20 protein-coding genes and 5 tRNA genes are annotated in these 22,321 nt (G+C 73.3%); 12 read left to right on the top strand and 13 right to left on the bottom strand.

The window, feature by feature from the left end; translation table 11 throughout:
* Position 1: 1 nt before the first annotated feature.
* Both BS73_RS34810 and BS73_RS18845 read right to left on the bottom strand, forming a co-directional pair.
* On the bottom strand, positions 2 to 1,381 hold the full coding sequence (locus tag BS73_RS34810; protein ID WP_051940100.1) for a hypothetical protein: 1,380 nt from the start codon (positions 1,379 to 1,381) through the stop codon (positions 2 to 4).
* Entirely contained in the window at positions 1,378 to 1,665 is a 288-nt protein-coding gene (locus BS73_RS18845; protein WP_235215450.1) for a putative T7SS-secreted protein, read from the bottom strand. The genes BS73_RS34810 and BS73_RS18845 overlap by 4 nt, the downstream gene beginning before the upstream one ends.
* 133 nt (positions 1,666 to 1,798) lie before the next feature.
* On the opposite strand from BS73_RS18845, the gene BS73_RS18840 reads away from it, so the two are divergent.
* From BS73_RS18840 to purM, 5 genes are all read left to right on the top strand, one after another.
* Complete coding sequence (locus BS73_RS18840) at positions 1,799 to 2,245, top strand: hypothetical protein (RefSeq protein ID WP_235215449.1); 447 nt, start codon at positions 1,799 to 1,801, stop codon at positions 2,243 to 2,245.
* Between the two features lie 80 nt (positions 2,246 to 2,325).
* Complete coding sequence (locus BS73_RS18835) at positions 2,326 to 3,162, top strand: DUF4097 family beta strand repeat-containing protein (protein ID WP_037574046.1); 837 nt, start codon at positions 2,326 to 2,328, stop codon at positions 3,160 to 3,162.
* Positions 3,163 to 3,182: 20 nt separating this feature from the next.
* A complete protein-coding gene (locus BS73_RS18830; RefSeq protein ID WP_037574044.1) occupies positions 3,183 to 4,010 on the top strand; it encodes a sterol carrier family protein in 828 nt (275 codons plus the stop codon).
* Positions 4,011 to 4,112: 102 nt separating this feature from the next.
* Entirely contained in the window at positions 4,113 to 5,705 is a 1,593-nt protein-coding gene (gene purF, locus BS73_RS18825; RefSeq protein ID WP_037574041.1) for an amidophosphoribosyltransferase, read from the top strand.
* A 149-nt stretch (positions 5,706 to 5,854) separates the two neighbouring features.
* Positions 5,855 to 6,931 (top strand): phosphoribosylformylglycinamidine cyclo-ligase, encoded by a 1,077-nt coding sequence (gene purM, locus BS73_RS18820; RefSeq protein ID WP_037574038.1) that lies wholly within the window; start codon positions 5,855 to 5,857, stop codon positions 6,929 to 6,931.
* A 214-nt stretch (positions 6,932 to 7,145) separates the two neighbouring features.
* On the opposite strand, the gene BS73_RS18815 is transcribed toward purM, so the two are convergent.
* Positions 7,146 to 7,400: a DUF3073 domain-containing protein gene (locus BS73_RS18815; protein ID WP_037574037.1), complete on the bottom strand. Its 255-nt coding sequence runs from the start codon at positions 7,398 to 7,400 to the stop codon at positions 7,146 to 7,148.
* Between the two features lie 379 nt (positions 7,401 to 7,779).
* A complete protein-coding gene (locus BS73_RS18810) occupies positions 7,780 to 8,952 on the bottom strand; it encodes a Leu/Phe/Val dehydrogenase (RefSeq protein ID WP_084704187.1) in 1,173 nt (390 codons plus the stop codon).
* 255 nt (positions 8,953 to 9,207) lie between these two features.
* Between BS73_RS18810 and BS73_RS18805 the strand changes: the two genes are divergently transcribed.
* A complete protein-coding gene (locus BS73_RS18805; protein WP_235215448.1) occupies positions 9,208 to 10,257 on the top strand; it encodes a hypothetical protein in 1,050 nt (349 codons plus the stop codon).
* A gap of 1,546 nt (positions 10,258 to 11,803) precedes the next feature.
* Positions 11,804 to 12,010: a developmental transcriptional regulator BldC gene (bldC, locus tag BS73_RS18800; protein ID WP_019431930.1), complete on the top strand. Its 207-nt coding sequence runs from the start codon at positions 11,804 to 11,806 to the stop codon at positions 12,008 to 12,010.
* A gap of 265 nt (positions 12,011 to 12,275) precedes the next feature.
* On the opposite strand, the gene BS73_RS18795 is transcribed toward bldC, so the two are convergent.
* From BS73_RS18795 to BS73_RS18775, 5 genes are all read right to left on the bottom strand, one after another.
* Positions 12,276 to 12,349, bottom strand: a tRNA-Asp gene (locus BS73_RS18795).
* 141 nt (positions 12,350 to 12,490) lie between these two features.
* Complete coding sequence (gene ssuE / locus BS73_RS18790; RefSeq protein WP_037574026.1) at positions 12,491 to 13,045, bottom strand: NADPH-dependent FMN reductase; 555 nt, start codon at positions 13,043 to 13,045, stop codon at positions 12,491 to 12,493.
* A 149-nt stretch (positions 13,046 to 13,194) separates the two neighbouring features.
* Positions 13,195 to 13,287 carry a putative leader peptide gene (locus BS73_RS40740; RefSeq protein ID WP_322987281.1) on the bottom strand — a complete coding sequence of 31 codons (93 nt, stop codon included), beginning with the start codon at positions 13,285 to 13,287 and terminating at the stop codon, positions 13,195 to 13,197.
* 110 nt (positions 13,288 to 13,397) lie between these two features.
* Positions 13,398 to 14,141 carry a VIT1/CCC1 transporter family protein gene (locus BS73_RS18780; RefSeq protein ID WP_051940099.1) on the bottom strand — a complete coding sequence of 248 codons (744 nt, stop codon included), beginning with the start codon at positions 14,139 to 14,141 and terminating at the stop codon, positions 13,398 to 13,400.
* Between the two features lie 132 nt (positions 14,142 to 14,273).
* Positions 14,274 to 14,957, bottom strand: a complete 684-nt coding sequence (locus tag BS73_RS18775) for a TOPRIM nucleotidyl transferase/hydrolase domain-containing protein (protein WP_407675028.1) — start codon at positions 14,955 to 14,957, stop codon at positions 14,274 to 14,276.
* Between the two features lie 117 nt (positions 14,958 to 15,074).
* Between BS73_RS18775 and BS73_RS34805 the strand changes: the two genes are divergently transcribed.
* Entirely contained in the window at positions 15,075 to 15,512 is a 438-nt protein-coding gene (locus BS73_RS34805; protein WP_051940098.1) for a hypothetical protein, read from the top strand.
* 110 nt (positions 15,513 to 15,622) lie between these two features.
* Here BS73_RS34805 and BS73_RS38290 read toward each other — a convergent pair whose 3' ends face one another.
* The 4 genes from BS73_RS38290 to BS73_RS18755 all read right to left on the bottom strand — a co-directional run bounded on the left by BS73_RS38290 (position 15,623) and on the right by BS73_RS18755 (position 16,233).
* Entirely contained in the window at positions 15,623 to 15,799 is a 177-nt protein-coding gene (locus tag BS73_RS38290; RefSeq protein WP_161789680.1) for an Imm32 family immunity protein, read from the bottom strand.
* Between the two features lie 148 nt (positions 15,800 to 15,947).
* Positions 15,948 to 16,021 (bottom strand) — tRNA-Phe (locus BS73_RS18765).
* Positions 16,022 to 16,047: 26 nt separating this feature from the next.
* Positions 16,048 to 16,121, bottom strand: a tRNA-Asp gene (locus tag BS73_RS18760).
* Between the two features lie 39 nt (positions 16,122 to 16,160).
* A tRNA-Glu gene (locus tag BS73_RS18755) sits at positions 16,161 to 16,233 on the bottom strand.
* A 128-nt stretch (positions 16,234 to 16,361) separates the two neighbouring features.
* Between BS73_RS18755 and BS73_RS18750 the strand changes: the two genes are divergently transcribed.
* The 4 genes from BS73_RS18750 (at position 16,362) to argG (ending at position 22,201) form a co-directional block, all read left to right on the top strand.
* Entirely contained in the window at positions 16,362 to 16,718 is a 357-nt protein-coding gene (locus BS73_RS18750; protein ID WP_037574018.1) for a metallopeptidase family protein, read from the top strand.
* A gap of 1,059 nt (positions 16,719 to 17,777) precedes the next feature.
* Positions 17,778 to 20,273, top strand: coding sequence for a DEAD/DEAH box helicase (locus tag BS73_RS18745; protein ID WP_037574017.1), 2,496 nt, complete (start codon positions 17,778 to 17,780; stop codon positions 20,271 to 20,273).
* A gap of 198 nt (positions 20,274 to 20,471) precedes the next feature.
* Positions 20,472 to 20,544 (top strand) — tRNA-Lys (locus BS73_RS18740).
* A gap of 199 nt (positions 20,545 to 20,743) precedes the next feature.
* Positions 20,744 to 22,201, top strand: a complete 1,458-nt coding sequence (argG, locus tag BS73_RS18735; protein WP_037574015.1) for an argininosuccinate synthase — start codon at positions 20,744 to 20,746, stop codon at positions 22,199 to 22,201.
* Positions 22,202 to 22,321: the final 120 nt, after the last annotated feature.

Genomic DNA, 22,321 nt, shown 5'->3' with positions numbered 1-22,321 from the left:
GTCACCGCCCCAGCCGGTTGAGGCGGTAGGGGACGAAGCGCCCGTGCCCCGGGAAGTACGGGTACGGGATGCGCCGGTGCTTCGTCCCGCCAGGGGACTGTTCGTACCCGTAGTACGCGGTGTGTGCGGAGTCCGCCCAGCGCTCGAAGAGCACCACATGGCCGTATCGGCCCGGGGATCTGTTCAACAGCGCGTCCCCGGGCCGGAGTTCGGCTTTGCGGATGCGATGGGCGACGCGCGGCAGGGTCACCGTGGTGTATGAGCGGTCGAGACCCCAGGCCATCGAGAGGAACCCCGAGCAGTCGGCCCGCCACCCATGGTGGCGGGCCGCCATGCTGTACGGCACCGGGTGCGCGGCCCAGCGCGCGGCGCGGCGGAGGATGGTCTCGCGAGCGGGGGAGCCGAGCGATCCCCGGCCGGGGGCATGGCCGTGCGGACGGCCCGGAGCGTGGCCCTGCGGACGGGTCGGTCGCGGCCGATGCGGATGGCCCGGGCGGCGAGGGCGCCCGGGCTGGTGCGGCCGACCCGGCTGATGCGGCCGCCCGGCCGCCGGCCATCCGCTGCCGCTGGTCTGCCGACAGGGCCCCAGCGGCCAGGGCCCGAGCAGCGGCGGCAGTCCGGAGGATCCGCCGGGACCGGCCGGCGCCGTGGGGCGCGCGGTCGCGCACGGGCGCGGCTGCCCCGCGCCGTGGGCTCCGGCGCCCGGCGCGTGCCAGTGCGCCAGCCCCGTGGCGCCCGCCCCGCCGTGCGGGCCGGACCACCGCCTGCCGTGCCGGGCCGACCGCTCGGCGTGCGCCCGGTGGGCGAGATGAACGCCGTGGGCGTGGTGGGCGCAGTGCGCCAGATAGGCGAGGTGGGTCAGATGCGCCGCGCGGGCGGCAGGCATCCGATGCGCGGTGTGCGACCGCTGCCTCGGCGCCTCGCCCCGGCCCTGCGGCCGGCCCCCGGCCGACGCCGGACGACCGGAGGGGGCGAGCGGGCCGTACGCGGACGGTTCGTCCACAACCTGTGGATATCTTTCCGCGCGCCTCGCGCGACTCGCGAGCCCTGCGTGCCCCGCGTGGGCCGCGCGCCCTCCGAGCCGCACCGCCAGCGCGCGCAGCGCCGCCGTCGTCTCCTCCTCCGTACGCCGATACGCCTCCGCCACCCCCGCCAGGGCGGCAGCGTCCCGCTCCAGGTCGGGGCCGAGGAGGTGCAGCCCGTCCAGCGTCCCGGCCAGCAGCGCCCGGGCCTCCGGGGCCGCGTCCGGTTCCGCGCCGACGGCCGCGAGCAGCCGGCGCGCGGCGCTCAGCGTCCGCTGGACCCGTTCCGCGGCGGTCGCCAACTCGGCGCGCAGCCCTGCCAGTTCTTCGGCGTCCACCCGCAGGTCGGGGGCGCTCACCGGGCGATCCCCTCGCCGGCCGGGAGCGCGAGGCCGCGTGCGTAGCGCTCCAGCGCGGCCGCCGCCGCTCTCAGGCCGTCCGCGCCGAGCAGCGCCTCGCCGACCCGGCGCCGGATCCGCCGCCGGAACGCGTTCGCCGCCTCGCCCTCCCACCGCATCGCGCCGGTCCGCAGCCGGAGCTGCCCGGCGTGCCCCTCCAACTCCGCGGCCAGCGCCCGGAGTCGGTCCGCCAGGCCGAACACCTCGGCCCGCCGTCCCATCCGCCCTGTCGTCCGCTGCCCCATCCGGCACCCCCACCCCAGTACGGCCTGCAGGAATCGGCAGCGTAGGCCCGGTACGCGGACGAACCGTCCGGAAGCCGCCGCGATCACCCGAACGAGTGCCACGGCGTTCGGCGCCGGTTACCTTCGAAGCGCCATGACAGCCAAGACTCAGCCCGCCGCACCCCTTCCGACCGAGCTCCCCGCGCCCCGCTGGATCCGCTGGGCCCGCTGGATCTGGGTGATCGGCTTCGCCGAGGGCCTCGGCGCCCACCTGTGGGACGTCGGCACCGGCGGCCTCCACGCCTACCGCTCGGCGCCGCTGCCCGCGCAGCTCCTCTTCCACGCCCTGCTGCTGCTCGACCCGCTGGTGGTCGTCCTCCTCCTGCGCCGCCGCCCGTCCGCCGCCCCGATCGGGGCCGCGGTGATGGCGCTGGACGTGGCGGCCAACTGGTGGGCCGACGCGCCGCTCCTCGCCGGCGACCCGGCGGGCGTCCTCCTCCGCCCCTACGGACTGCCGGTCATCACCCTCTTCGGCTGCTTCGTCCTGGCCACCGCGCGGCCCCTGCACCGGGAGTTGACGCGCACCGTCACCCGAGGGTGACAAGCTGTGAGTAGTCCTCCCGCCGGGGGCAGGAAGAGGGCGGGGGACGAACCGCGCAGAAGCTGCATCCAGGGGGAGACATGCCGGCTCCGATCCATCGGCGGCGTACCGCGCTCGGTGCCGCGGCCGCCGCCGTCCTCGCCTCCGTCGCGCTCGCGCTGAGCGGGTGCTCCAGCTCCACGCCGTCCATCTCGGTGGACGTCGGCGGCTCGGCCGCGCACGCCTCGGACGACACCACCGTCCACGGTCAGCTGAACAAGATCACCGTGCGCGGCGGGGCCGGCTCGGTGGAGATCACCGCGGGCCCGTCCGGCACCTCGGCCACCACCGTGCACCGCGACATCGAGTACCACGGCGACAAGCCGGCGGCCGTCCCCGGCAGCACCTCAGGCGGCTCGCTGACCCTCGGCTCCGGCTGCGACTGCTCGATCGACTACCGGATCACCACCCCGCCGGGCCCCGCCGTCACCGTGGACTCCGCCGCCGGTCCGGTCAGTGTGACCGGCGCCGACACCGTCCAGGTCCGCGGCGGCGCCGGGACGGTGCGGGTGAACCGGGCGGCCGGGGCGGTGACCGTCAACGTCGGCTCGGGCGACGTCGATCTGGACGGGATCGGCGGACCGCTGATCGTGACCGCCCTCTCCGGCACCATCACCGGCCGGGACGTCTCCTCCGCCACCGCCGACCTGGCCTCCGGCGCCGGCAGCCAGCAGGTGGTCTTCTCGTCCGCCCCGCACCGGATCTCGGCCACCGCCGCCGCGGGCGGCATCCGGCTCACCCTGCCCCGCCACGCCTACCGGGTGGACGCCCACACGGTGACCGGCTCGGTCACCAGCGGCCTGCCGAACGACTCCGCCGCCGCCGACACCCTGACCGTCCACACCGTCACCGGGAACATCGCCCTCGGCACCTTCTGAGGCCCGGTTACGCTTCCGGCATGCCGCAGACCAGTCGCCGCGCCAGGACCTACCACCCCGCCGCGGTGCGCTCGGCGCTCGCCGCCGAGTTCACCGCGATCCGCGAACAGCTCGCCGGGCTGACGGAGGATCAACTCCTCCTCCCCACCCGCCTCGGCGACTGGACCGTCCGCGAGCTCGCCGTCCACCTCGGCTTCGCCGCGGACGCGGTGGAGCGCGCCCTCACCGCCGCCCGGGACACCCCGCCGGCCGGCGCCGCCGCCCGCCCGCTCGACCTGACGGGCTGGGTCCGCGGCGCCGCCGAGGCCGCCCAGGCCATCGACGAGACGGTCCGGGAGCGGGCCGCGGGCGGCGCCTACGACCCGGTCGCCGCGATCGACCACCTCCTGGGCCAACTCCCCGACCTGGCCGGACAGGAGTCCCTCCTCGTCCCGACCCGGCTCGGCACCCTCCGGCTGGCCGACTTCCTGGTCACCCGCCTCGTCGAGTCCGTGGTCCACGCCGACGACCTCACCGCCGCCCTCCAGGCCGCCGACCCCGAGAGGCCGGACTTCCCGCACGACCGGCAGGCCCTGGCCGCCGTGGTCCGGCTGCTCGCCGACACCCTCGCGGAACAGGCCCCGGGCGGCTCCGTCGAACTGCGGATCCCCCCGTTCGCGGTCGTCCAGTGCGTCGAGGGCCCCCGGCACACCCGCGGCACCCCGCCGAATGTGGTGGAGACCTCTCCGCTGGTCTGGGTCCGGCTCGCCACCGGGCGTCTGACCTGGGAAGACGCGGTGGAAGTGGCGGAACTCACGGCCAGTGGGGAGCGCAGCGATCTCTCCGCGCTACTCCCTGTAATGGCCTGAGGGCGGTCTACGCGCGTCCGAGGCGGCGTCAGCTTCCGGACCGCGCACGACCGTTGCCATCTCGTTCGAACCACCCGGATCGCCTGCCCTAGACTCGGTGGCGTGCCACGTGGTGACGGACGACTCAGCCACGACCTCCTCCCGGGTGAGAAGGGCCCCCAGGACGCCTGCGGCGTCTTCGGCGTCTGGGCCCCGGGTGAAGAGGTCGCCAAACTCACCTACTACGGGCTGTACGCGCTGCAGCACCGGGGACAGGAGTCCGCGGGCATCGCAGTGAGCAACGGCTCCCAGATCCTCGTCTACAAGGACATGGGTCTGGTCTCGCAGGTCTTCGACGAGACCTCGCTCGGTGCGCTCACCGGCCATATCGCGATCGGCCACGCGCGCTACTCCACGACCGGCTCCTCGGTCTGGGAGAACGCCCAGCCCACCTTCCGGGCGACCGCCCACGGCTCGCTCGCCCTGGGCCACAACGGAAACCTGGTCAACACCGCCGAGCTGGCCCGGCTGGTGGCCGAACTCCCCGGCGAGGAGCACGTCTCCCGCGACGGCCGGGGCTCGGCCACCAACGACTCCGACCTGGTCACCGCCCTCCTCGCGGGCCACCCCGAGTGGACCGTGGAGGAGACCGCCCGGCAGATCCTGCCCTCGGTCAAGGGCGCCTTCTCCCTCGTCTTCATGGACGAGAACACCCTCTACGCGGCCCGCGACCCGCAGGGCATCCGCCCGCTGGTCCTCGGCCGCCTGGAGCGCGGCTGGGTGGTCGCCTCCGAGACGGCGGCGCTGGACATCGTCGGCGCCAGCTTCATCCGCGAGGTCGAGCCCGGCGAGATGGTCGCCATCGACCAGGAGGGCCTCCGCGCCTCCCGGTTCGCCGAGGCCCGCCCCAAGGGCTGCGTCTTCGAGTACGTCTACCTGGCCCGTCCGGACACCAGCATCAACGGCCGCAACGTCCACCTCGCCCGGGTGGAGATGGGCCGCAAGCTCGCCGCCGAGGCCCCGGCCGAGGCCGACCTGGTGATAGCGACCCCGGAGTCCGGCACCCCGGCCGCCATCGGCTACGCCGAGGCCAGCGGGATCCCGTACGGCTCCGGCCTGGTGAAGAACGCCTATGTGGGCCGCACCTTCATCCAGCCCAGCCAGACCATCCGCCAGCTCGGCATCCGGCTCAAGCTCAACCCGCTGCGCGAGGTCATCCAGGGCAAGCGGCTGGTCGTCGTGGACGACTCGATCGTCCGGGGCAACACCCAGCGGGCGCTGGTCCGGATGCTCCGCGAGGCGGGCGCCGCCGAGGTGCACATCCGGATCTCCTCGCCGCCGATCAAGTGGCCCTGCTTCTTCGGCATCGACTTCGCCACCCGCGCCGAGCTGATCGCCAACGGCCTCTCGGTCGAGGAGATCGGCAAGTCGCTGGGCGCCGACTCGCTGGCGTACATCTCCATCGAGGGCATGGTGGAGGCCACCGACCAGCCCAAGGAGCGGCTCTGCCGGGCCTGCTTCGACGGCGAGTACCCGATGGAGCTGCCGGACCCCGGGCTGCTGGGCAAGCACCTGCTTGAGGCCGAGATCGCCTCCGGCTCCGCCGCCTCAGGCAACGCCGAGCGCACCCCCCGGGCCGGCTCCCCGGCCGACCTGGACGGCGTCCGCTCGCTCTTCGGCGGCGTCGGCGGGTCGGACGCGCTGCGCCGCCCCTGACCGCGTGATCCCCTAGAGGCGGCGGTCCGGCACCCCCAGAGCGCCCCGCCCCCCACAGAAGTCCCCCAGAAGTCCCCCCGAGGCCCCCTGCGAACCAGCGGGGCCCCGGGGTGCGCCACCCGATCCCCTGACCCGAGAGGGCCGTCCCCGTGACTGACCACGATTCCACCGGAGCGACCTACGCGGCCGCCGGCGTCGACATCGACGCGGGCGACCGCGCCGTCGAGCTGATGAAGAGCTGGGTCGGCAAGGCCAAGCGGCCCGAGGTGGTCGGCGGCCTCGGCGGCTTCGCGGGCCTCTTCGACGCCAGCGCTTTCAAGCGCTACGAGCGCCCGATGCTGGCCACCTCCACCGACGGCGTGGGCACCAAGGTCGCCGTCGCCCAGGCCATGGACAAGCACGACACCATCGGCCGCGACCTGGTCGGCATGGTCGTCGACGACCTGGTGGTGTGCGGAGCCGAGCCGCTCTTCATGACCGACTACATCGCCACCGGCAAGGTCGTGCCGGAGCGGATCGCGGACATCGTCAAGGGCATCGCGGAGGGCTGCGTGCTGGCCGGCTGCGCCCTGGTCGGCGGCGAGACCGCCGAGCACCCGGGCCTGCTGGCCGCCGACGAGTACGACGTGGCCGGCGCCGGCACCGGCGTGGTCGAGGCGGACGCCCTCCTCGGCGCGGACCGGGTGCGGGCCGGCGACGCGGTGATCGCGATGGCCGCCTCCGGCCTGCACTCCAACGGCTACTCGCTGGTCCGCCACGTGCTGCTGGAGCGGGCCGGCTGGAAGCTCGACCGGGAGGTCCCGGAGTTCGGCCGCACCCTCGGCGAGGAACTGCTGGAGCCGACCCGGATCTACTCGCTGGACTGCCTCGCGGTGGCCCGGGCGGCCGAGGTGCACGCCTTCTCCCACATCACCGGCGGCGGACTCGCGGCCAACCTGGCCCGGGTCATCCCGGACGGCCTCCACGCCCGGCTCGACCGCGGCACCTGGACGCCGCTGCCGGTCTTCTCCACCGTCGGCGAGGTCGGCCAGGTGGCCGGGATCGAGCTGGAGAAGACCCTCAACATGGGCGTGGGGATGGTCGCCGTGGTGCCGCAGGAGTCGGTGGACGCGGTGCTCGCGGTGCTGGAGGACCGGGACGTCGAGTCCTGGCTGCTGGGCGACGTCGTCGACGCCGCCACGGCGGAGAGCGACGAGGGCGCGGCGCTGTACGGCGAGTACGCCTGATCCCCGTTCGGGTCCGCTCGGAGCGGCGTCGCCGCTGCGGGGGCGCCGCGCCTCTGCGGGGGCGTCCGCGTCGCTGCGGCAGCGGCTTGCCTGGGGCTCGGCGGCGGTCAGAGGCTCAGTGGCGGCCGCCGCCCGGATACGCCGAAGACCGGTCCGAGATCAGCTCTCGAACCGGTGATTCGGTCGTGCACCCGGGTCGCGGTCGCGACGAGTATCAGGCCCGGCGACGGGCCTGGCCGCCACCGTTCTCCTCGTCCTCTTCGTCGTCATCGACGTCGTAGAGTTCGGCGTACCGCGCGTAAGGGTCATCCTCTTCGTCATCGTCCTCGAAGGGCTCGGTGTTCACCGAACTCTGCTCTGACGATGCGCCCAGCTCTTCGGCCAGACGTGAGAGGTCCGTCCCGCCGCTGCTGTACTTCAGCTGGCGGGCGACCTTCGTCTGCTTGGCCTTGGCCCGGCCGCGCCCCATGGCTCGACCCCCTCAACGACGGGGCTCACGGCCCCGAGTCTGACACGCGTTCATGTTGAAGACCGGCCTCTCTCGTTTGAGAGGACCGCTCCGTAGAGCATCAACGGTACCTGCTTCCAGCGCCATACGGTACGCCGCCCGTACGACGTGGCGCAGGATACCCCGGCTCGTGACCTTGTCGTTGCAGGTCACCAGGGTAGCGGATGCCCTGTTCGCGGCGGGCGGAGGCGCTGGCGCCGGGCCCGCCCGCCGTCGATTATCCCTCGTAAGAGCCGTGCCGATCCCCCGGTCGGCCCGAATCGGCGGGCCGGATTGAGAATCCGGTTCTTGATTCGGGCCGGGGTTCCGGCGGGGCGCGGCCGGCGCGGCTGACAGCGTGTCAGCCGCGCGGTCGGGGGAGCAGGATCGAGCGCAGCCGCCCGACCCCCGCCATCCGCTTCTCGGCGAGCCGGTCGGCGGCGGCGGCGGGCGGGACGCCGTCCGCCGCGGCCTGCTCGAAGATCGCCAGCGTGGTGTCGTAGATCCGCTCGGCCTTGGCCCTGGCCCGGTCGAAGTCGAAGCCCTCGATCTCCTCGGCCACCTGGATGACCCCGCCGGCGTTGACGACGTAGTCCGGCGCGTAGAGGATCCCGCGGTCGGCGAGGTCCTTCTCGACACCCGGGTGGGCCAGTTGGTTGTTGGCCGCACCGCAGACCACCTGCGCGGTCAGCGCGGGGACGGTCGTGTCGTTCAGCGCTCCGCCGAGCGCGCAGGGGGCGTAGACGTCCAGGCCGGCGCGGATCAGCGCGTCGGCGTCCGGGACGGCGGTGACCGACCCCGGGTGATCGTCCCGGTGGGCGGCCAGCACCCGCTGCACCGCCTCGTCCCGGACGTCGGTGATCACCACCCGGGCGCCCTCCTCGACCAGATGGCGCGTCAGATGGTGGCCGACCTTGCCGACGCCGGCGATGCCGACGGTCCGGCCGCCGAGCTCCGGGCTGCCCCAGAGGTGCTGCGCGGAGGCACGCATCCCCTGGTAGACGCCGAAGGCGGTGAGGACCGAGGAGTCCCCGGCGCCGCCGTGGGCGGGGGAGCGGCCGGTGACGAAGGAGCACTCGCGGGCGATCACGTCCATGTCGGCGACGTAGGTGCCGACGTCGCAGGCCGTGATGTAGCGGCCGGCCAGGGACTGCACGAAGCGGCCGTAGGCGCGGAGCAGCGGCTCGCTCTTGTCGCGGGCCGGGTCCCCGATGATCACGGCCTTGCCGCCGCCGTGGTCGAGCCCGGCCAGGGCGTTCTTGTAGGACATGCCGCGGGCGAGGTTCAGGGCGTCCTGGACGGCCTCGTCGGGGGTGGCGTAGGGGTGGAAGCGGGTCCCGCCCAGGGCGGGGCCGAGAGCGGTGGAGTGGATGGCGATGACGGCCTGGAGGCCGCTGTCGCGGTCTCGGCAGAGGACGACCTGCTCGTGGCTGTCGCCCGGGGCGGTGTCTGAGTCCGTGGAGAAGATCCGGCGGAGCACGTCTCGGGTGCCATCGGTGCCGGAGCTGCTGGACTGCTCACTGACGTCGGTCACGGTGGTGACTCCAGTCCTGTGTCGCGTGGATCGGCAGGATCTCTTGGCCCCCGCCTTGTCCGGGGCCGGGGGCGTACGAAGCGTATGCCGTGCGCTCCTCCGGAAGGCAGCGTTCTGCGATCGCGGCCGGGGCGAGGCCGGGGTGGCAATCGTGGCGCGGCCGTGGCGCGGCCGGCGTCGGTCGACGGACGGGTTCCCGCCCGCGCGCGGGGGCGGGCGTGCGACGATGCCGAGGTGCCTATCCTTCGGACTTCGGTGCTGCCCCCCTACGCCGCCTACCTGCGGGTGTACGAGCCGCTGGCCGCCTTCCCCGAGCGCGAGCGCGCCTACTGGACCGGGTACGCCGCCCAGGTGCGGCAGGCCGGCCCGGAGGAGGCCCCCGCCGCGGTCGACGAACGGCGCAGCCGCCTCGCCGACCTGATCGCCGTGCCGCCCAAGGCGGTTCCCGAGGAGGAGAGCGGGGAGGCGTTCGTCCACGAGCAGGACGGGGTCGTCTATCTGTGCCCGTGGCGGACCAGGCTGCGCAGCTGGCTGGCGATGGGCGAGCTCACGAAGGAGCTGCCGGAGTCGCTGCTGAACGCCGTGGTGCCGCCGGTGGTGCGCGGTCAGGTCGAGACCGACTGGCAGCGCTGGCGGTCGGAGCATCCGGACGCCCGGCCGTGGATCCTGACCAGCACCTGGAACATCCCGGTCCGCTGGTTCCTGCTCTTCGGCGAGGAGGACCGGGAGTTCGAGCCCTCCGAGTGGCTGGAGCGGGAGACCGAGGGCGAGCAGGGGACGGCGGACGGCGCTGAGCGTGGCGACGGCGTCGAGGGTGGCGAGGCCGGCGAGGGACCTGAAGGTGCCGAGGGTGCCGACGGGAATGGGCGGGCCGAGACGGGGAAGTCGACGCCCGGGGCCCGTGAGGCGCGTGAGTCGGTCGAAGCAGGGGAGCGCGGTGACGGAGTGAAGCGGCGCAGCGCGCCCTCCCTGCGCTACCGGACGCCGATGGCGCAGGCCCGCCGGAGGGTGGCCAGGGGCTACCGCGTGCTGCGGGAGAACCTCGACGAGGGGGACCTCGTCTCCGGGGTCGAGGAGATCGGCCGCTGGCTGGAGGAGTTCCACCCGCGCTCGGTGGTGGAGCTGGACTACGGCGGCCTGGTGCACGTGGTGCCGGAGAGCCGCCTGGCGGCCGACCGCTCGGCCGCCGAGGTGGCCGACGGGGTGGCCGCCCTCCGGGAGGGCGACGGTGCCCGGGCGGGAGCCACGTACCGCCGGCTCACCGAACGCTGGCGCCGAGTCCAGGAACTCCTCTACGCGAACTGAGCCGCCGGGACGGGCGGCGCACGCGGCGCTCGGAACGTCCGTGAAGACGCCGGCCCTGCGTCCCCGCGCGGGACCGCAGCCGCCTGGCGGGCGCCCACGCCCGGGGCGCGCGGAAGCGCGCGCGGAGACCGCAGACAGGCGCAGAGGCGGTCGGGGAGCTTCGGGAGAAGCCACGGGGTGCCGGGAGTGCTCGGACGCTCGGGGGCGTCGGGGGGCTCGGGGGAAGCCACGGGGCGGCGGATCGCTGGGAGCCACAGGGGGCCGGGGAGCGTTGGGGGACGCCTCGGGCTGCCGGGGAGCCCTCGGAGACGCAGAGGCAATCGGGGAGCTTCGAGAAGCGACGGGCGCCGGGGAGCCTCGGAGGCGCAGGGGCCGGGGAGCGTTGGGGGTGGCCTCGGGCTTCCGGGGAGCCCTCGGAGGGCGCAGCGGTCGGAGGGAGCGCCCGGAGGTGCAGGGGCCGGGGAGCGTGGGCAAGGCCATCGGGCGTCGGGGAGCCTCGGAGGCGCAGGGGGCGTCGCGGGGCTTCGGGTGGACCACGGGGTGGCGGGAAGGGCTCGGAAGCGCAAGGGGCGGCGGGCGCTGGAAAAACGCCAGGGGGCGTCGGGGAGCCCTCGAAGGCGCGCGGAGGGTAGCGGGAGGCGCGTGGCAGGCGCCGCGACGAGCCAGACGGTGCCCGGGAAGCATCGGGAGGAGCCAAGGGGAGCGGGGCTTCGGGGGAAAGCCTGAGGGAAGACCCGGTCCGGTCCGGGGCGCCGGCGCCCCGGAAGCGGTTGCGGATGGGCCGGCCGCCGGCGGAGGCGTGGCCGCGTTCGGCAGGGGCTCTGGTCGGGTCCTGGCGCCTCTGCGGGGGCTTCCGGGCCCCGCGGGTGGCCTCGGTGGCTTCAAACCTTGGAGACGGGTCTTCTGGCGTCCCGTGCTGCCCCTGCGGCCGCCGCGTGTCGATGCGGTGTCGATGAGGCCTGTTCAGGCCCCCTGTGGTGACTGTCCGTAGGCTTGTCATATGACTGGCGGAGTTCCGCCAGGACGGATTTACGCCAAGGCCGAACACGGGCGTTGGCGGACAGCCGTGGCATCCTTCCCTCAGGCATCCGGAGGGACCTTCTCCCGCCTAGCCGGGATGAACGTCCCGAACCGGGTCAATACCCAACAAAGGTGATGCTCCTCACCGTTGACGCGAACCCCCCTCTGTGGGCCAAAATAGGACAACCAGCCCCACTGCGGATCATCTCCTCGGAGAAGGATCTGCGGGGGATGAGAGTCTTCGCGGGGGAGCGGGGGGCCTGGTTATGTCGTGACTGATCGTCATCTGCGGGTGACTGTCCGCTATGACACGTTCCATCGCCATCCGGCGAAGTTGGTCCCCTGCGGAACCAATTCCGGCGGTTTGGCCGATGGGGCTGGACGGATGGTGTAGTTGTAGTGCCGAGGACAAGCCGTTCGTCCTATTACCGACTCGGTCCGGGTGCGCCATTTCGGGCATCGCGGGCCAAGGTGCAGAATTTGAAGGAAAGAACCGTGCTGTTCGGTTCTCCCGAGGAGGCCGCTCATGACCGCTCGCACCCCTGATGCCGAGCCGCTGCTGACCCCGGCTGAGGTCGCCACCATGTTCAGGGTCGACCCCAAGACCGTGACGCGCTGGGCCAAGGCGGGCAAGCTGACGTCTATTCGAACGCTCGGCGGGCACCGCCGGTACCGCGAGGCCGAGGTTCGCGCCCTGCTCGCCGGTATTCCGCAGCAGCGCGGCGAGGCCTGAATCACGCATTCCGCTTATTTCTCAGGTGTAGCCGAAGGGGCTGCACTGGACTCCGCCGGGTCCAGTGCGGCCCCTTTTCGCTGTTCAGGGCATTGATCCAGAACCTGCGGATCTTCGATTGAAGACAATATTTAAAATGCGTGAGCCCCACCGGTCCCAGCGGACCCGGGCGTCTCAAGAATAGGACTGTGATGCCCGCCACATTCATCGGGGGGCGCGCACACGCGAAACGGCCCGGATCCTTCAGGATCCGGGCCGTATCCGGCGACCTCGACGGGACTTGAACCCGCGACCTCCACCTTGACAGGGTGGCGAGCTAACCAACTGCTCCACGAGGCCTTGACGGTGCGCCGAACGGTTTCGGGCGGGGCCCGGCCGACGGCGACACCGGAACTCTACTGCATACGAGGCGTCCTGGTCGAACCGCCTCGGGGCAGCCCCTCGGGTGCGGGCGGTGGTCAGGCGGCGGTCAGCCGGTGGTCAGGCGCTGGCGGCCAGCAGCGGGGCCCCGGGGAGGGCCGCCGAGAACCGGTCCACCACCCCGTGCAGCTGCCGTTCGGTCTCCGAAGCGGTCACCACCGGCAGGGCCGGGGCGTGGGCGATCTCCCGGTCCAGGACGAACCAGCCGGGGAGGACGTGGCCGGCGCCCATCGAGGTGAGGACCGGGCGCAGCGCATAGTCGATGGCCAGCACGTGGGCCGTGGAGCCGCCGGTGGCGAGCGGCAGCACCGTCTTCTCCGCCAGGGCGTACTGCGGCAGCAGGTCGAGGAGGGTCTTCAGCAGGCCCGAGTAGGAGGCCTTGTAGATCGGGGTGCCGATGACCAGGCCGTCGGCGCGCGAGACGAGTTCGGCCGCGGCGGCTATCTCCGGATCGGAGGTGTCGCCGGCCAGCAGGGGGCCGGCCGGGAGCTCGCGGACGGCGAGCGGGGTGACCACGTGGCCGTGGGCGGTGAGCCGCGCGTCCACGTGCCGGAGCAGGCGGGCGGTGCGCGAGGTGGCGGAGGGACTGCCGGAGACGGACACGATCTGGGACATGGGCGGGCACCTCTGGGCGATGGCGTGCGGGCGGCTGGACCAGCGCATACGGCCGGGCCCCGGCCGGATGGCGTCCCCGGTCGCGCGTACGGCGCGGCTGCGGGGGGAGGGGCGGACGGCCCGCTGCTGGCTACTGCGGCGGGATGCGCTCAGCGCGAGGTCGGACACGCGGCGGTGGTGACCCGCGCGAGATCGACGTGGCGGCGGCGCGTGAGCGCCCAGTGCTTGCCCTGCTTGGCCATGGATCGGAGTGAAACACGGGCTTTTCGGGCCGGTCAACCCCGCCTCGGGGCGACGGCCCGGTGCTTTCCGGGCGGCGCACGGGGGTTGACGCCGCGTCAGGCCTCAGGCGTCAGGCGCCCATGGTGTGCAGCAGGGCGCCCGCGGCATAGGTGACGGCCATCGCGATCGCCCCGCCGGCCACGTTGCGCAGTACGGCCCGGCCGGGCGGCGCGTCGCCCAGGCGCGCGCTGGACCAGCCGGTCGCCACCAAAGCGACCAGGACCGAGCCGACGGTGATCCAGACCCGTACCGAGGCGGGCGGCAGGGTGATGGCGAGCAGCGGCAGCAGGGCGCCGACCGTGAAGGAGATGAAGCTGGCCACGGCGGCCTGCCAGGGGCTGGTCAACTCGTCGGGGTCGATGCCGAGTTCGGTCTCGGCATGGGCGGCGAGGGCGTCGTGTGCGGTGAGCTGCCGGGCGACCTCGGTGGCGAGCTCCGGGGTGAGGCCCTTGTCCCGGTAGAGGGCGGTCAGCTCCCGCAGCTCGTACTCCGGGGTCTCGGCGAGTTCGCGGCGCTCCTGGGCGAGGGCGGCGCGCTCCGAGTCGCGCTGGGTGGAGACCGAGACGTACTCGCCCGCCGCCATCGAGATGGAGCCGGAGAGGAGTCCGGCCAGGCCCGCGACCAGCAGGGCCTGGGAGTCGGCGGAGGCGCCGGCGACGCCGACCACCAGGCCGGCCGTGGAGACCACGCCGTCGTTGGCGCCGAGGACGCCGGCCCGCAGCCAGTTCAGCCGCGAGCCGAGGCCGTTGTGATGGGGCTCGAAGTGCTCGGGCTCCGGAAAGGAGCCGTGCGGGGTTTCCGGCGTGTCGCTCACGCGCTGAGTCTGCCCGGAATCCCGCGCCGGTTGCGGCGGCGACGCGCGGAACCGGTGAGGCGGACGGGCAGATGGGTGGACGGACGTGGGCGCGGGGGCGGCCGGGGGAGCTGGGGGCCTGTCGGCGGGGCCTCAGAGGTGCGCCAGGAGTCCGCGCAGCGGCGGGGGCGGGTCGGCCGGGTCGAGCTGCTCGACCAGGACCCGGGCGTAGTGGATCTTGCGACCGCTGGTGGTGCCGAGGAATCGGCGCAGTTGCTGCTCCAGCGTGCGGCCCTGCTGGGCGGGCTGCTTGCGGAAGGTGCGCAGCGGGGGCAGGTCGCCCTCGGCCTCCACCACCCGGACGACGCGGTCGGCGCCGAGTGCGCGGATCAACTCCTCTTCCAGGTCCGCCTCGCAGACGAAGAAGCCGAGGCCGGCCAGGGTCGCGCGGGTTGGCGGCAGGCCGGCCGCGAGGAGGCCGGCCCGTTCCAGACCGCGCCGGAAGTAGTCCTCCTCGGCGGCGTCGCACAGGCCCGCCAGCGCGACGCCGGGCGCGGGGCCGAGCACCTCGAGGAATCTGGCGATGCTGGTGGCCCCGCCCATCGGGAGCACGGCGGTGCCCTCCGCCCGGAGGTCGCGGCCCTGCCGGGCGGCCAGGGTCCGCACGGCCACCTGGTCGCTGATCCCCTCGACCAGGACGACGGTGCGCGGGCTGGGCCCGGCCGCGAGCTCGTCGGCCAGCGCGGCGGCGACCGGCGACCCGGCGCCCCCGGCGGCCCGCCGCACGCTCCGGGGGTCAGGAAAGACCCGCCGCTCCGCTCCGTCCACTTGGCTCACACCCGCAAGTGTCCGGCTCGACCCCCATACCCGCACCCGCTTTTCGGCGCCCGGGGCCGCTCTCCGACGGCGCGGGCTCCTCGGCAGAGGTGCCGGCGGGCCCGGCATGATGACCGCGTGAAGCTCTCTTTCGGTGATGAACGCCAGACCCGTGAGTACGCGTGTGACTGCTGCAACGCCCCGATCGAGAGGGCGTGGAACGTCATCTTGGTGGATGGGTCTCCGCATGCTGTGTACTACGCCAACTGCTACCACCACCAGGACCGTGATCACGACGCGTGGATAGATGTCGTCTTCGGCACCTGGGGTGTGTCTCCGGCTGCATGGGATGACCACGTCACGTTCGGCTGTCGTGTCGGACCGGTGATGGGTTCTCCTGCTCCTGCCTCGACCTTGGTGACCGGTGGCCTGGCCGGCCCGGACAGTCCGTTGTTCGGTACCAAGCTCGCCCGCGAGGAAGCTCTGCGGCACCCACGGCTTGCCGAGTTCTGGGAGGTCAGCGACTTCATCCTGGAGAACGATCCGCTCGTGCGGAGGCACTTGTACGGCCGTTGAGCCGTCCCTGTGGCCGGCCGGCGTCGGGGCAGGCGGTCTTCGGCGCGGCTCGCAAGGAGGAGTCGGCGTACGCGTCGGCGTACGGCAACGCCAAGAACGCCTCCTCGTCATCAGACCGTCGTCAGGAAACCGTTGATCCCCGGCTCGAAGTGCACGTGGTGGCCACCGTCATGCCCCGTGCTTGCAAGATCCATCAGCAACTCGCCGAGAAGCCGTAGACCGGGAGCGTCGGCCGTGACGGTGATCTCCTGACCGGAGCCGTACACCTTGATCCGGGGTGCGCTCATGTCGGTGAGCCTACTGAGCGGGAGGACAGACCATCCTTGGCTTCCGGGCTGCTGGAGTAGGGCCTATCGCCGTCGCACTGCCGTCACGTGGGCGTACGAAAGCCCCCGGGGAAGATCCCTCCGGGGGCTTTGCGCTGCTCAGGCGTTGTGGCCAGGGCCGGGGTCGAACCGGCGACCTTCCGCTTTTCAGGCGGACGCTCGTACCAACTGAGCTACCTGGCCGGGCCCGCCGCGAACGGCGGGTCCAGCGACCTCGACGGGACTTGAACCCGCGACCTCCACCTTGACAGGGTGGCGAGCTAACCAACTGCTCCACGAGGCCTTGCTTGCAGCCGCACAGTCCGAGAACTGTCAACTGCCGTGCCCCCAACGGGATTCGAACCCGTGCTACCGCCTTGAAAGGGCGGCGTCCTGGGCCACTAGACGATGAGGGCTGATGGCCCAACCGGCGGAACCCTCTGCTTGCGCGGAGACTTCCATGGCCCGTCGGGGACGTCGAGAAGCATATGGGATGGTGGGCGGGAACGCCAAAACGGTTACCGCCCGACCTGCGGGAGCGTGAGTGCTGAAGGTGTCCAGGGAGCGCTTCGAGGAACTGGTCGGCGACGCGCTGGACCGGATCCCGGCCGAGCTCGCCCGGCTGATGGACAACGTGGTGGTGCTGGTCGAGGACGAGGTCCCGGAGGAGCAGGGGGATCCGGGGCTCCTCGGACTCTACGAGGGGACGCCGCTCACCGAGCGCTGGGGCGACTACGCGGGCGTGTTGCCGGACCGCGTCACCGTCTTCCGGAACCCGCTGCTGCGGATGTGCGGAAGCGAGGAGGACCTGGTCCGCGAGGTGGAGATCACCGTGGTCCACGAGATCGGCCACCACTTCGGGATGGACGAGGGCAGGCTGCACGAACTGGGCTACGGCTGACCCGGCCGGGGGCCGAGGAGGCGCCGCCGGGCACCGGCCGGACCGTTCTCCGGCGTTCTTGGCCGTGTCCTCACTGGGGCGTGCCCGTTGAGCAGACCGGGGCGCGCAAGCGGCCGGGAGGCGGCCGGCACGGTGCTGACACAGTGAGGATGCCTGGTGGTTACGGGAAGCAAGGGGGCCGTCGCACGGGCCGCGACGGCGGTAGTGCTGGGGACGGTGCTGCTCGGGTCGGTGGCCGGGTGCATGGACGTGTCGGGGGACGCGAGTCCGGTGTCCCACAGCTCGCCCACGCCGGGCTCCGGGGACGCGGTCTCCGGCGGCGACGGCGGGCACGGCGGAAGCAGCGGGGCCTTCGGCTCGATCGGCAGGGCCGGCGGGCGGCATGACGGGTCGTCGGACACCGTGGTCGGCACCGGCCGGGCCGGCGCGGCGGCCGGGGCCACCGGTGCGGCCGGCGGCGGCGCGGGCGGCGGGGCGGCCGGCGCCGCGGGCGGGTCCGGCGGGGCCGCGGGCGCCTCGGGCTCCGGCGCCGGGGGCTCCTCGGGGGCCGGCGGCGGGTCCTCCTCGTCCGGCTCCTCGGGGACGTCCGGTTCCGCCGGGGGGTCCGGCGGGGCGGCGGCGCCGGGGGGCCGAGTGCGCCCGCCCAGCCGCCGACCACCCCGCCGCCGTCCAGCCCCTCGCCCTCCTCCTCGCCGACCGCCGCGAGCCCGTCCCCCTCCGGCGGTTCCTCGCCGGGTACCGGCACCTCGACCCGGATGGCGAGCCGGGACACCGCGACGGACTCGGGCGCCGCGGGCGGCACCACCGGTTCGAGCCCCGTCGCCGGCTGAGCGGCACCCTGTTCGGCTGACCGGCACCCTGTCTGGAGTGGGGCGTTTGCCCCGTGATCGCCGAATGGGCTATCTTGGCAGATCGCTTGACTACATCTGCCCGGCGCCCTCGCGATACGACTCCACGCGGCGCCCTTGGCGCGTTCCGGTGATCCGTCGGCCGACCGCACAGAGGCGGTCGTTACTGAACCTGCGGACTTTGGCGCGTGCCACACCCGGAAGGTTCTTCATGTCCATGGTTGACGACGGCCGCATCACCCTGCCCGAAAACGGGGAGGCGGAGCTGGCTGCCACGGGCGCCGAGCCCATCGAGCTCGCCCGGATCACCGAGATCGCTGAGATCACCGAGAGCGCCGACAAGGCCCACCAGGCCGACCACGCGGAGAGCGCTCAGCAGAGCACCGAGATCGCCGAGAACGACACCGACACCGACGTCCACACCGAGACCGGCGTCGCCGCCGACGAGGACGCCGCCGAGGCTCCCGAGGCCGCCGCTCCCGCCGAGCCCACCTTCGGCGACCTGGGGCTGCCGGACGACATCGTCCGCGCCCTGCAGAAGCGCGGGGTCTCCACCCCGTTCCCGATCCAGGCCGCGACCATCCCGGACGCGCTCGCCGGACGGGACGTCCTGGGCCGTGGCCGCACCGGCTCCGGCAAGACCCTGAGCTTCGGCCTGCCGCTGCTGACCCGGCTCGCCGAGGGCCGCACCAAGCCGAAGCGCCCGCGCGGCCTCATCCTCACCCCCACCCGCGAGCTCGCCATGCAGGTCTCCGACGCGCTGGAGCCGTACGGCTCGGTGCTCGGCCTCAACCTCAAGGTGGTCTGCGGCGGCACCTCGATGCCCCGCCAGATCTACGCGCTGGAGCGCGGGGTCGACGTCCTGGTCGCCACCCCCGGCCGGCTGCGGGACCTGATCGACCGCGGCGCCGCCGTGCTCGACGAGGTCGAGGTCGCGGTGCTGGACGAGGCGGACCAGATGGCCGACATGGGCTTCCTGCCCGAGGTCACCGAGATCCTCGACCTGGTGCCGGCCGGCGGCCAGCGGATGCTCTTCTCCGCCACGCTGGAGAACGAGATCGACACCCTGGTGAAGCGGTACCTGAACAAGCCGGTCACCCACGAGGTCGACCCCTCGGCCGGTGCGGTCACCACCATGACCCACCACATCCTGGTCGTGAAGCCCAAGGACAAGGCGCCGGTCACCAACGCGATCGCCGCCCGCAAGGGCCGCACGATCATCTTCGTCCGCACCCAGCTGGGCGCCGACCGGGTCGCCGACCAGCTGCGCGACGCCGGGATCAAGGCCGACGCGCTGCACGGCGGGATGACCCAGGGCGCGCGTACCCGCACCCTCGCGGACTTCAAGGACGGCTACGTCAACGCCCTGGTCGCGACGGACGTCGCGGCCCGCGGCATCCACGTGGACGACATCGACCTGGTGCTGAACGTGGACCCGGCCGGCGACCACAAGGACTACCTCCACCGCTCCGGCCGCACCGCGCGGGCCGGCCGCTCCGGCACCGTCGTCACCCTGGCGCTGCCGCACCAGCGCCGCGGCATCTTCCGGCTGATGGAGGACGCGGGCGTGGACGCCTCGCGGCACATCGTCGGCAACGCCTTCGACGCGGACGTGGCACGGATCACCGGCGCCCGCTCGCTGAGCGAGATCCAGGCCGAGTCGGCCGCGTCCGCCGCCCAGCAGGCGGAGCAGGACGTGGTCCGGCTGCAGCGGGACCTGGAGAAGCTGCAGCGGCGCGCGGTCGAGCTGCGCGAGGAGGCCGACCGGCTCTCCGCGCGGGCCGCCCGGGACCGGGCCGAGATGGGGATCGAGGACGAGGCGGACACCGGGGCCTCGACCGCTGAGCAGGTGGAGGGCCAGGGCCAGGTCGAGGCTTCGACCGGGCCGGTCGCCGCTGCCGCGGCTGCCCCCGCCGGGTCCGCGGAGGCCGTCGAGGGCTCGGCGCCGGAGGCGTCGCGGGGCGAGCGTCCGGAGTCGGCCGGGCAGTCCGTGCGCGAGATGCGCGGGCAGTCCCGCACCTTCGACCGCGACCGGGACCGTGACCGTGACCGTCGGGATGACCGGCGGGACGACCGTGGTGGGCGTTCCTTCGATCGGGACCGCTCCTTCAACCGCGAGGACCGCGGCGGCCGTTCGTTCGACCGTCGGGACGACCGCGGTGGCCGTTCCTTCGACCGTCGGGACGACCGGCGGGACGACCGTGGCGGGCGTCCGTTCGACCGTGACCGCTCGTACAACCGCGAGGACCGCGGCGGGCGCTCGTTCGACCGCCGGGACGACCGCGGTGGCCGTTCCTTCGACCGTCGGGACGACCGGCGGGACGACCGCGGCGGGCGTTCCTTCGACCGGGACCGCTCCTTCAACCGCGAGGACCGCGGCGGCCGTTCGTTCGACCGCCGGGACGACCGCGGCGGGCGTCCGTTCGACCGGGACCGTTCCTACAACCGCGACGACCGCGGCGGGCGCTCCTTCGACCGCCGGGACGACCGTCCGGCCCGCCCGCACTCCCAGTCCCGCCCCTACGGCGGCGACCGCGAGCGCGGCGCGCGTCCGGCCTTCGGTGACCGGGACCGCAGCAGCAACCGTCCGTACGGGCGTCGGGACGACCGGGGCGGGCGCGGCTTCGAGCGGCGCGACGACCGCGGCCCGCGCGGCTTCGACCGCCCGGACGGCGACCGCAAGCCCCGCTGGAAGCGCAACGGCTGACGCCGCGTCAGCGTGACGGCCGAACGGCCGGAGCCGTCCCCCTGCTTCGGGGGGCGGCTCCGGCCGTTTCGCGTTCCGGTCCGCCGCCCGCGGTGATCGCCGGAAGCCGAAGCCCCTCACACCTGTGCGACACAGCAGGTAGGCTACGGTTCGGCCACCCGGAACCGCTGGCACCACTCCAGGGGACCGGTCGGCCGCGGGCCGCTAGCTCAATTGGCAGAGCTGCGGACTTTTAATCCGTAGGTTCAGGGTTCGAGCCCCTGGCGGCCCACAGAACGGACAGCAGCCGCGCGGGCAGGGTGGGGACGTCCCCTGCCGCCGCGGCCCCCCGGCGAGTTCCTCGCTGCCTCCCCTGTCGTACCTTCCTCATCCCTCATCTGATGGCGAGTCGGCCTGCCGGAATCCGCGACCGGTAGGGACGGCTCCGGAACCGCCTTGCATGACCATGCGTAGGAGTGCATACTTCTAGCATGTCCAAAGTGCTCTCCTCCCTCCCTGTCGGCGAGCGGGTCGGTATCGCCTTCTCCGGTGGCCTCGACACCTCGGTAGCGGTCGCGTGGATGCGTGAGAAGGGCGCTGTGCCCTGCACCTTCACGGCCGATCTCGGCCAGTACGACGAGCCCGACATCGCCTCGGTGCCCGGCCGCGCCGGTGCCTACGGCGCCGAGCTCTCCCGTCTCGTGGACTGCAGGGCCGCCCTGGTCGAAGAGGGCCTGGCCGCTCTGACCTGCGGTGCGTTCCACATCCGCTCCGGCGGGCGGCCGTACTTCAACACCACCCCGCTGGGCCGGGCGGTGACCGGCACCATGCTGGTCCGCGCCATGCTCGAGGACGACGTCCAGATCTGGGGCGACGGCTCCACCTACAAGGGCAACGACATCGAGCGGTTCTACCGCTACGGCCTGCTGGCCAACCCCGCCCTGCGGATCTACAAGCCGTGGCTGGACGCGGAGTTCGTCGGCGAGCTGGGCGGCCGGACCGAGATGTCCGAGTGGCTCCTCGCCCGCGACCTGCCGTACCGGGCCAGCACCGAGAAGGCGTACTCCACGGACGCCAACATCTGGGGCGCGACCCACGAGGCCAAGGCGCTGGAGCACCTGGACAACGGGGTCGAGCTGGTCGAGCCGATCATGGGCGTCCGGTTCTGGGACCCCGAGGTGGAGATCGCCGCCGAGGACGTCACCATCGCCTTCCAGCAGGGCCGGCCGGTGGCGATCAACGGCAAGGAGTTCCCCTCCGCCGTCGACCTGGTGCTGGAGGCCAACGCGATCGGCGGCCGGCACGGGCTCGGGATGTCCGACCAGATCGAGAACCGGATCATCGAGGCCAAGTCCCGGGGGATCTACGAGGCCCCCGGCATGGCGCTGCTCTTCGCGGCGTACGAGCGGCTGGTCAACGCGATCCACAACGAGGACACCGTCGCCGCGTACCACAACGAGGGCCGGCGGCTCGGCCGGCTGCTCTACGAGGGCCGGTGGCTGGACCCGCAGGCGCTGATGATCCGCGAGTCGCTGCAGCGCTGGGTCGGCTCGGCGGTCACCGGCGAGGTGACGCTGCGGCTGCGGCGGGGCGAGGACTACTCGGTCATCAACACCACCGGACCGGCCTTCAGCTACCACCCGGACAAGCTGTCGATGGAGCGGACCGAGGACTCGGCGTTCGGCCCGACCGACCGGATCGGCCAGCTGACCATGCGGAACCTGGACATCGCCGACTCCCGCTCGCGGCTGGAGCAGTACACCGCGCTCGGCCTGATCGGCGGCGAGGGCTCCGGCACCGAGTCGGCGGCCGCGGTGGCCGCGGGCGCGCCGGCCGGGCTGATCGGCGAGCTGACGGCCGGCGGCGCGGAGACGATCGCCTCCCGCGGGGAGGCCCCGGCCAACGAGGAGCTGCTGGACAGCGCGGCGATCGAGTCCGGCACGGACTGATACGCGGGAAAACCGGCGCCGCTTGTGCCGCCGCCTTTGTCCACACGGCGAAGGCGGTGGGACGGCGGTGGTGTCTCACGCGTCCTGTCGGGGGGCTTCAGGTTCCCGTAGAGGGCTGGT

Origin of the sequence: Phaeacidiphilus oryzae TH49 (genome assembly GCF_000744815.1) — a bacterium.
Classification (GTDB): Bacteria; Actinomycetota; Actinomycetes; order Streptomycetales; family Streptomycetaceae; genus Phaeacidiphilus; species Phaeacidiphilus oryzae.
Note: the sequence above shows the minus strand (reverse complement) of the source record. Positions and strands in the feature narration are given on the sequence as shown.

Excerpts from the sequence above, each read along its gene's own strand:
- BS73_RS18840 (WP_235215449.1), top strand. The coding sequence starts at position 1,799 with ATGACAGCCAAGACTCAGCCCGCCGCACCCCTTCCGACCGAGCTCCCC.
- BS73_RS38290 (WP_161789680.1), bottom strand. The coding sequence starts at position 15,799 with ATGAGCGCACCCCGGATCAAGGTGTACGGCTCCGGTCAGGAGATCACC.
- BS73_RS18815 (WP_037574037.1), bottom strand. The coding sequence starts at position 7,400 with ATGGGGCGCGGCCGGGCCAAGGCCAAGCAGACGAAGGTCGCCCGCCAG.
- BS73_RS18830 (WP_037574044.1), top strand. The coding sequence starts at position 3,183 with ATGCCGCAGACCAGTCGCCGCGCCAGGACCTACCACCCCGCCGCGGTG.
- BS73_RS18835 (WP_037574046.1), top strand. The coding sequence starts at position 2,326 with ATGCCGGCTCCGATCCATCGGCGGCGTACCGCGCTCGGTGCCGCGGCC.
- argG (WP_037574015.1), top strand. The coding sequence starts at position 20,744 with ATGTCCAAAGTGCTCTCCTCCCTCCCTGTCGGCGAGCGGGTCGGTATC.
- BS73_RS40740 (WP_322987281.1), bottom strand. The coding sequence starts at position 13,287 with ATGGCCAAGCAGGGCAAGCACTGGGCGCTCACGCGCCGCCGCCACGTC.
- bldC (WP_019431930.1), top strand. The coding sequence starts at position 11,804 with ATGACCGCTCGCACCCCTGATGCCGAGCCGCTGCTGACCCCGGCTGAG.
- ssuE (WP_037574026.1), bottom strand. The coding sequence starts at position 13,045 with ATGTCCCAGATCGTGTCCGTCTCCGGCAGTCCCTCCGCCACCTCGCGC.
- BS73_RS18845 (WP_235215450.1), bottom strand. The coding sequence starts at position 1,665 with ATGGGGCAGCGGACGACAGGGCGGATGGGACGGCGGGCCGAGGTGTTC.
- BS73_RS18745 (WP_037574017.1), top strand. The coding sequence starts at position 17,778 with ATGTCCATGGTTGACGACGGCCGCATCACCCTGCCCGAAAACGGGGAG.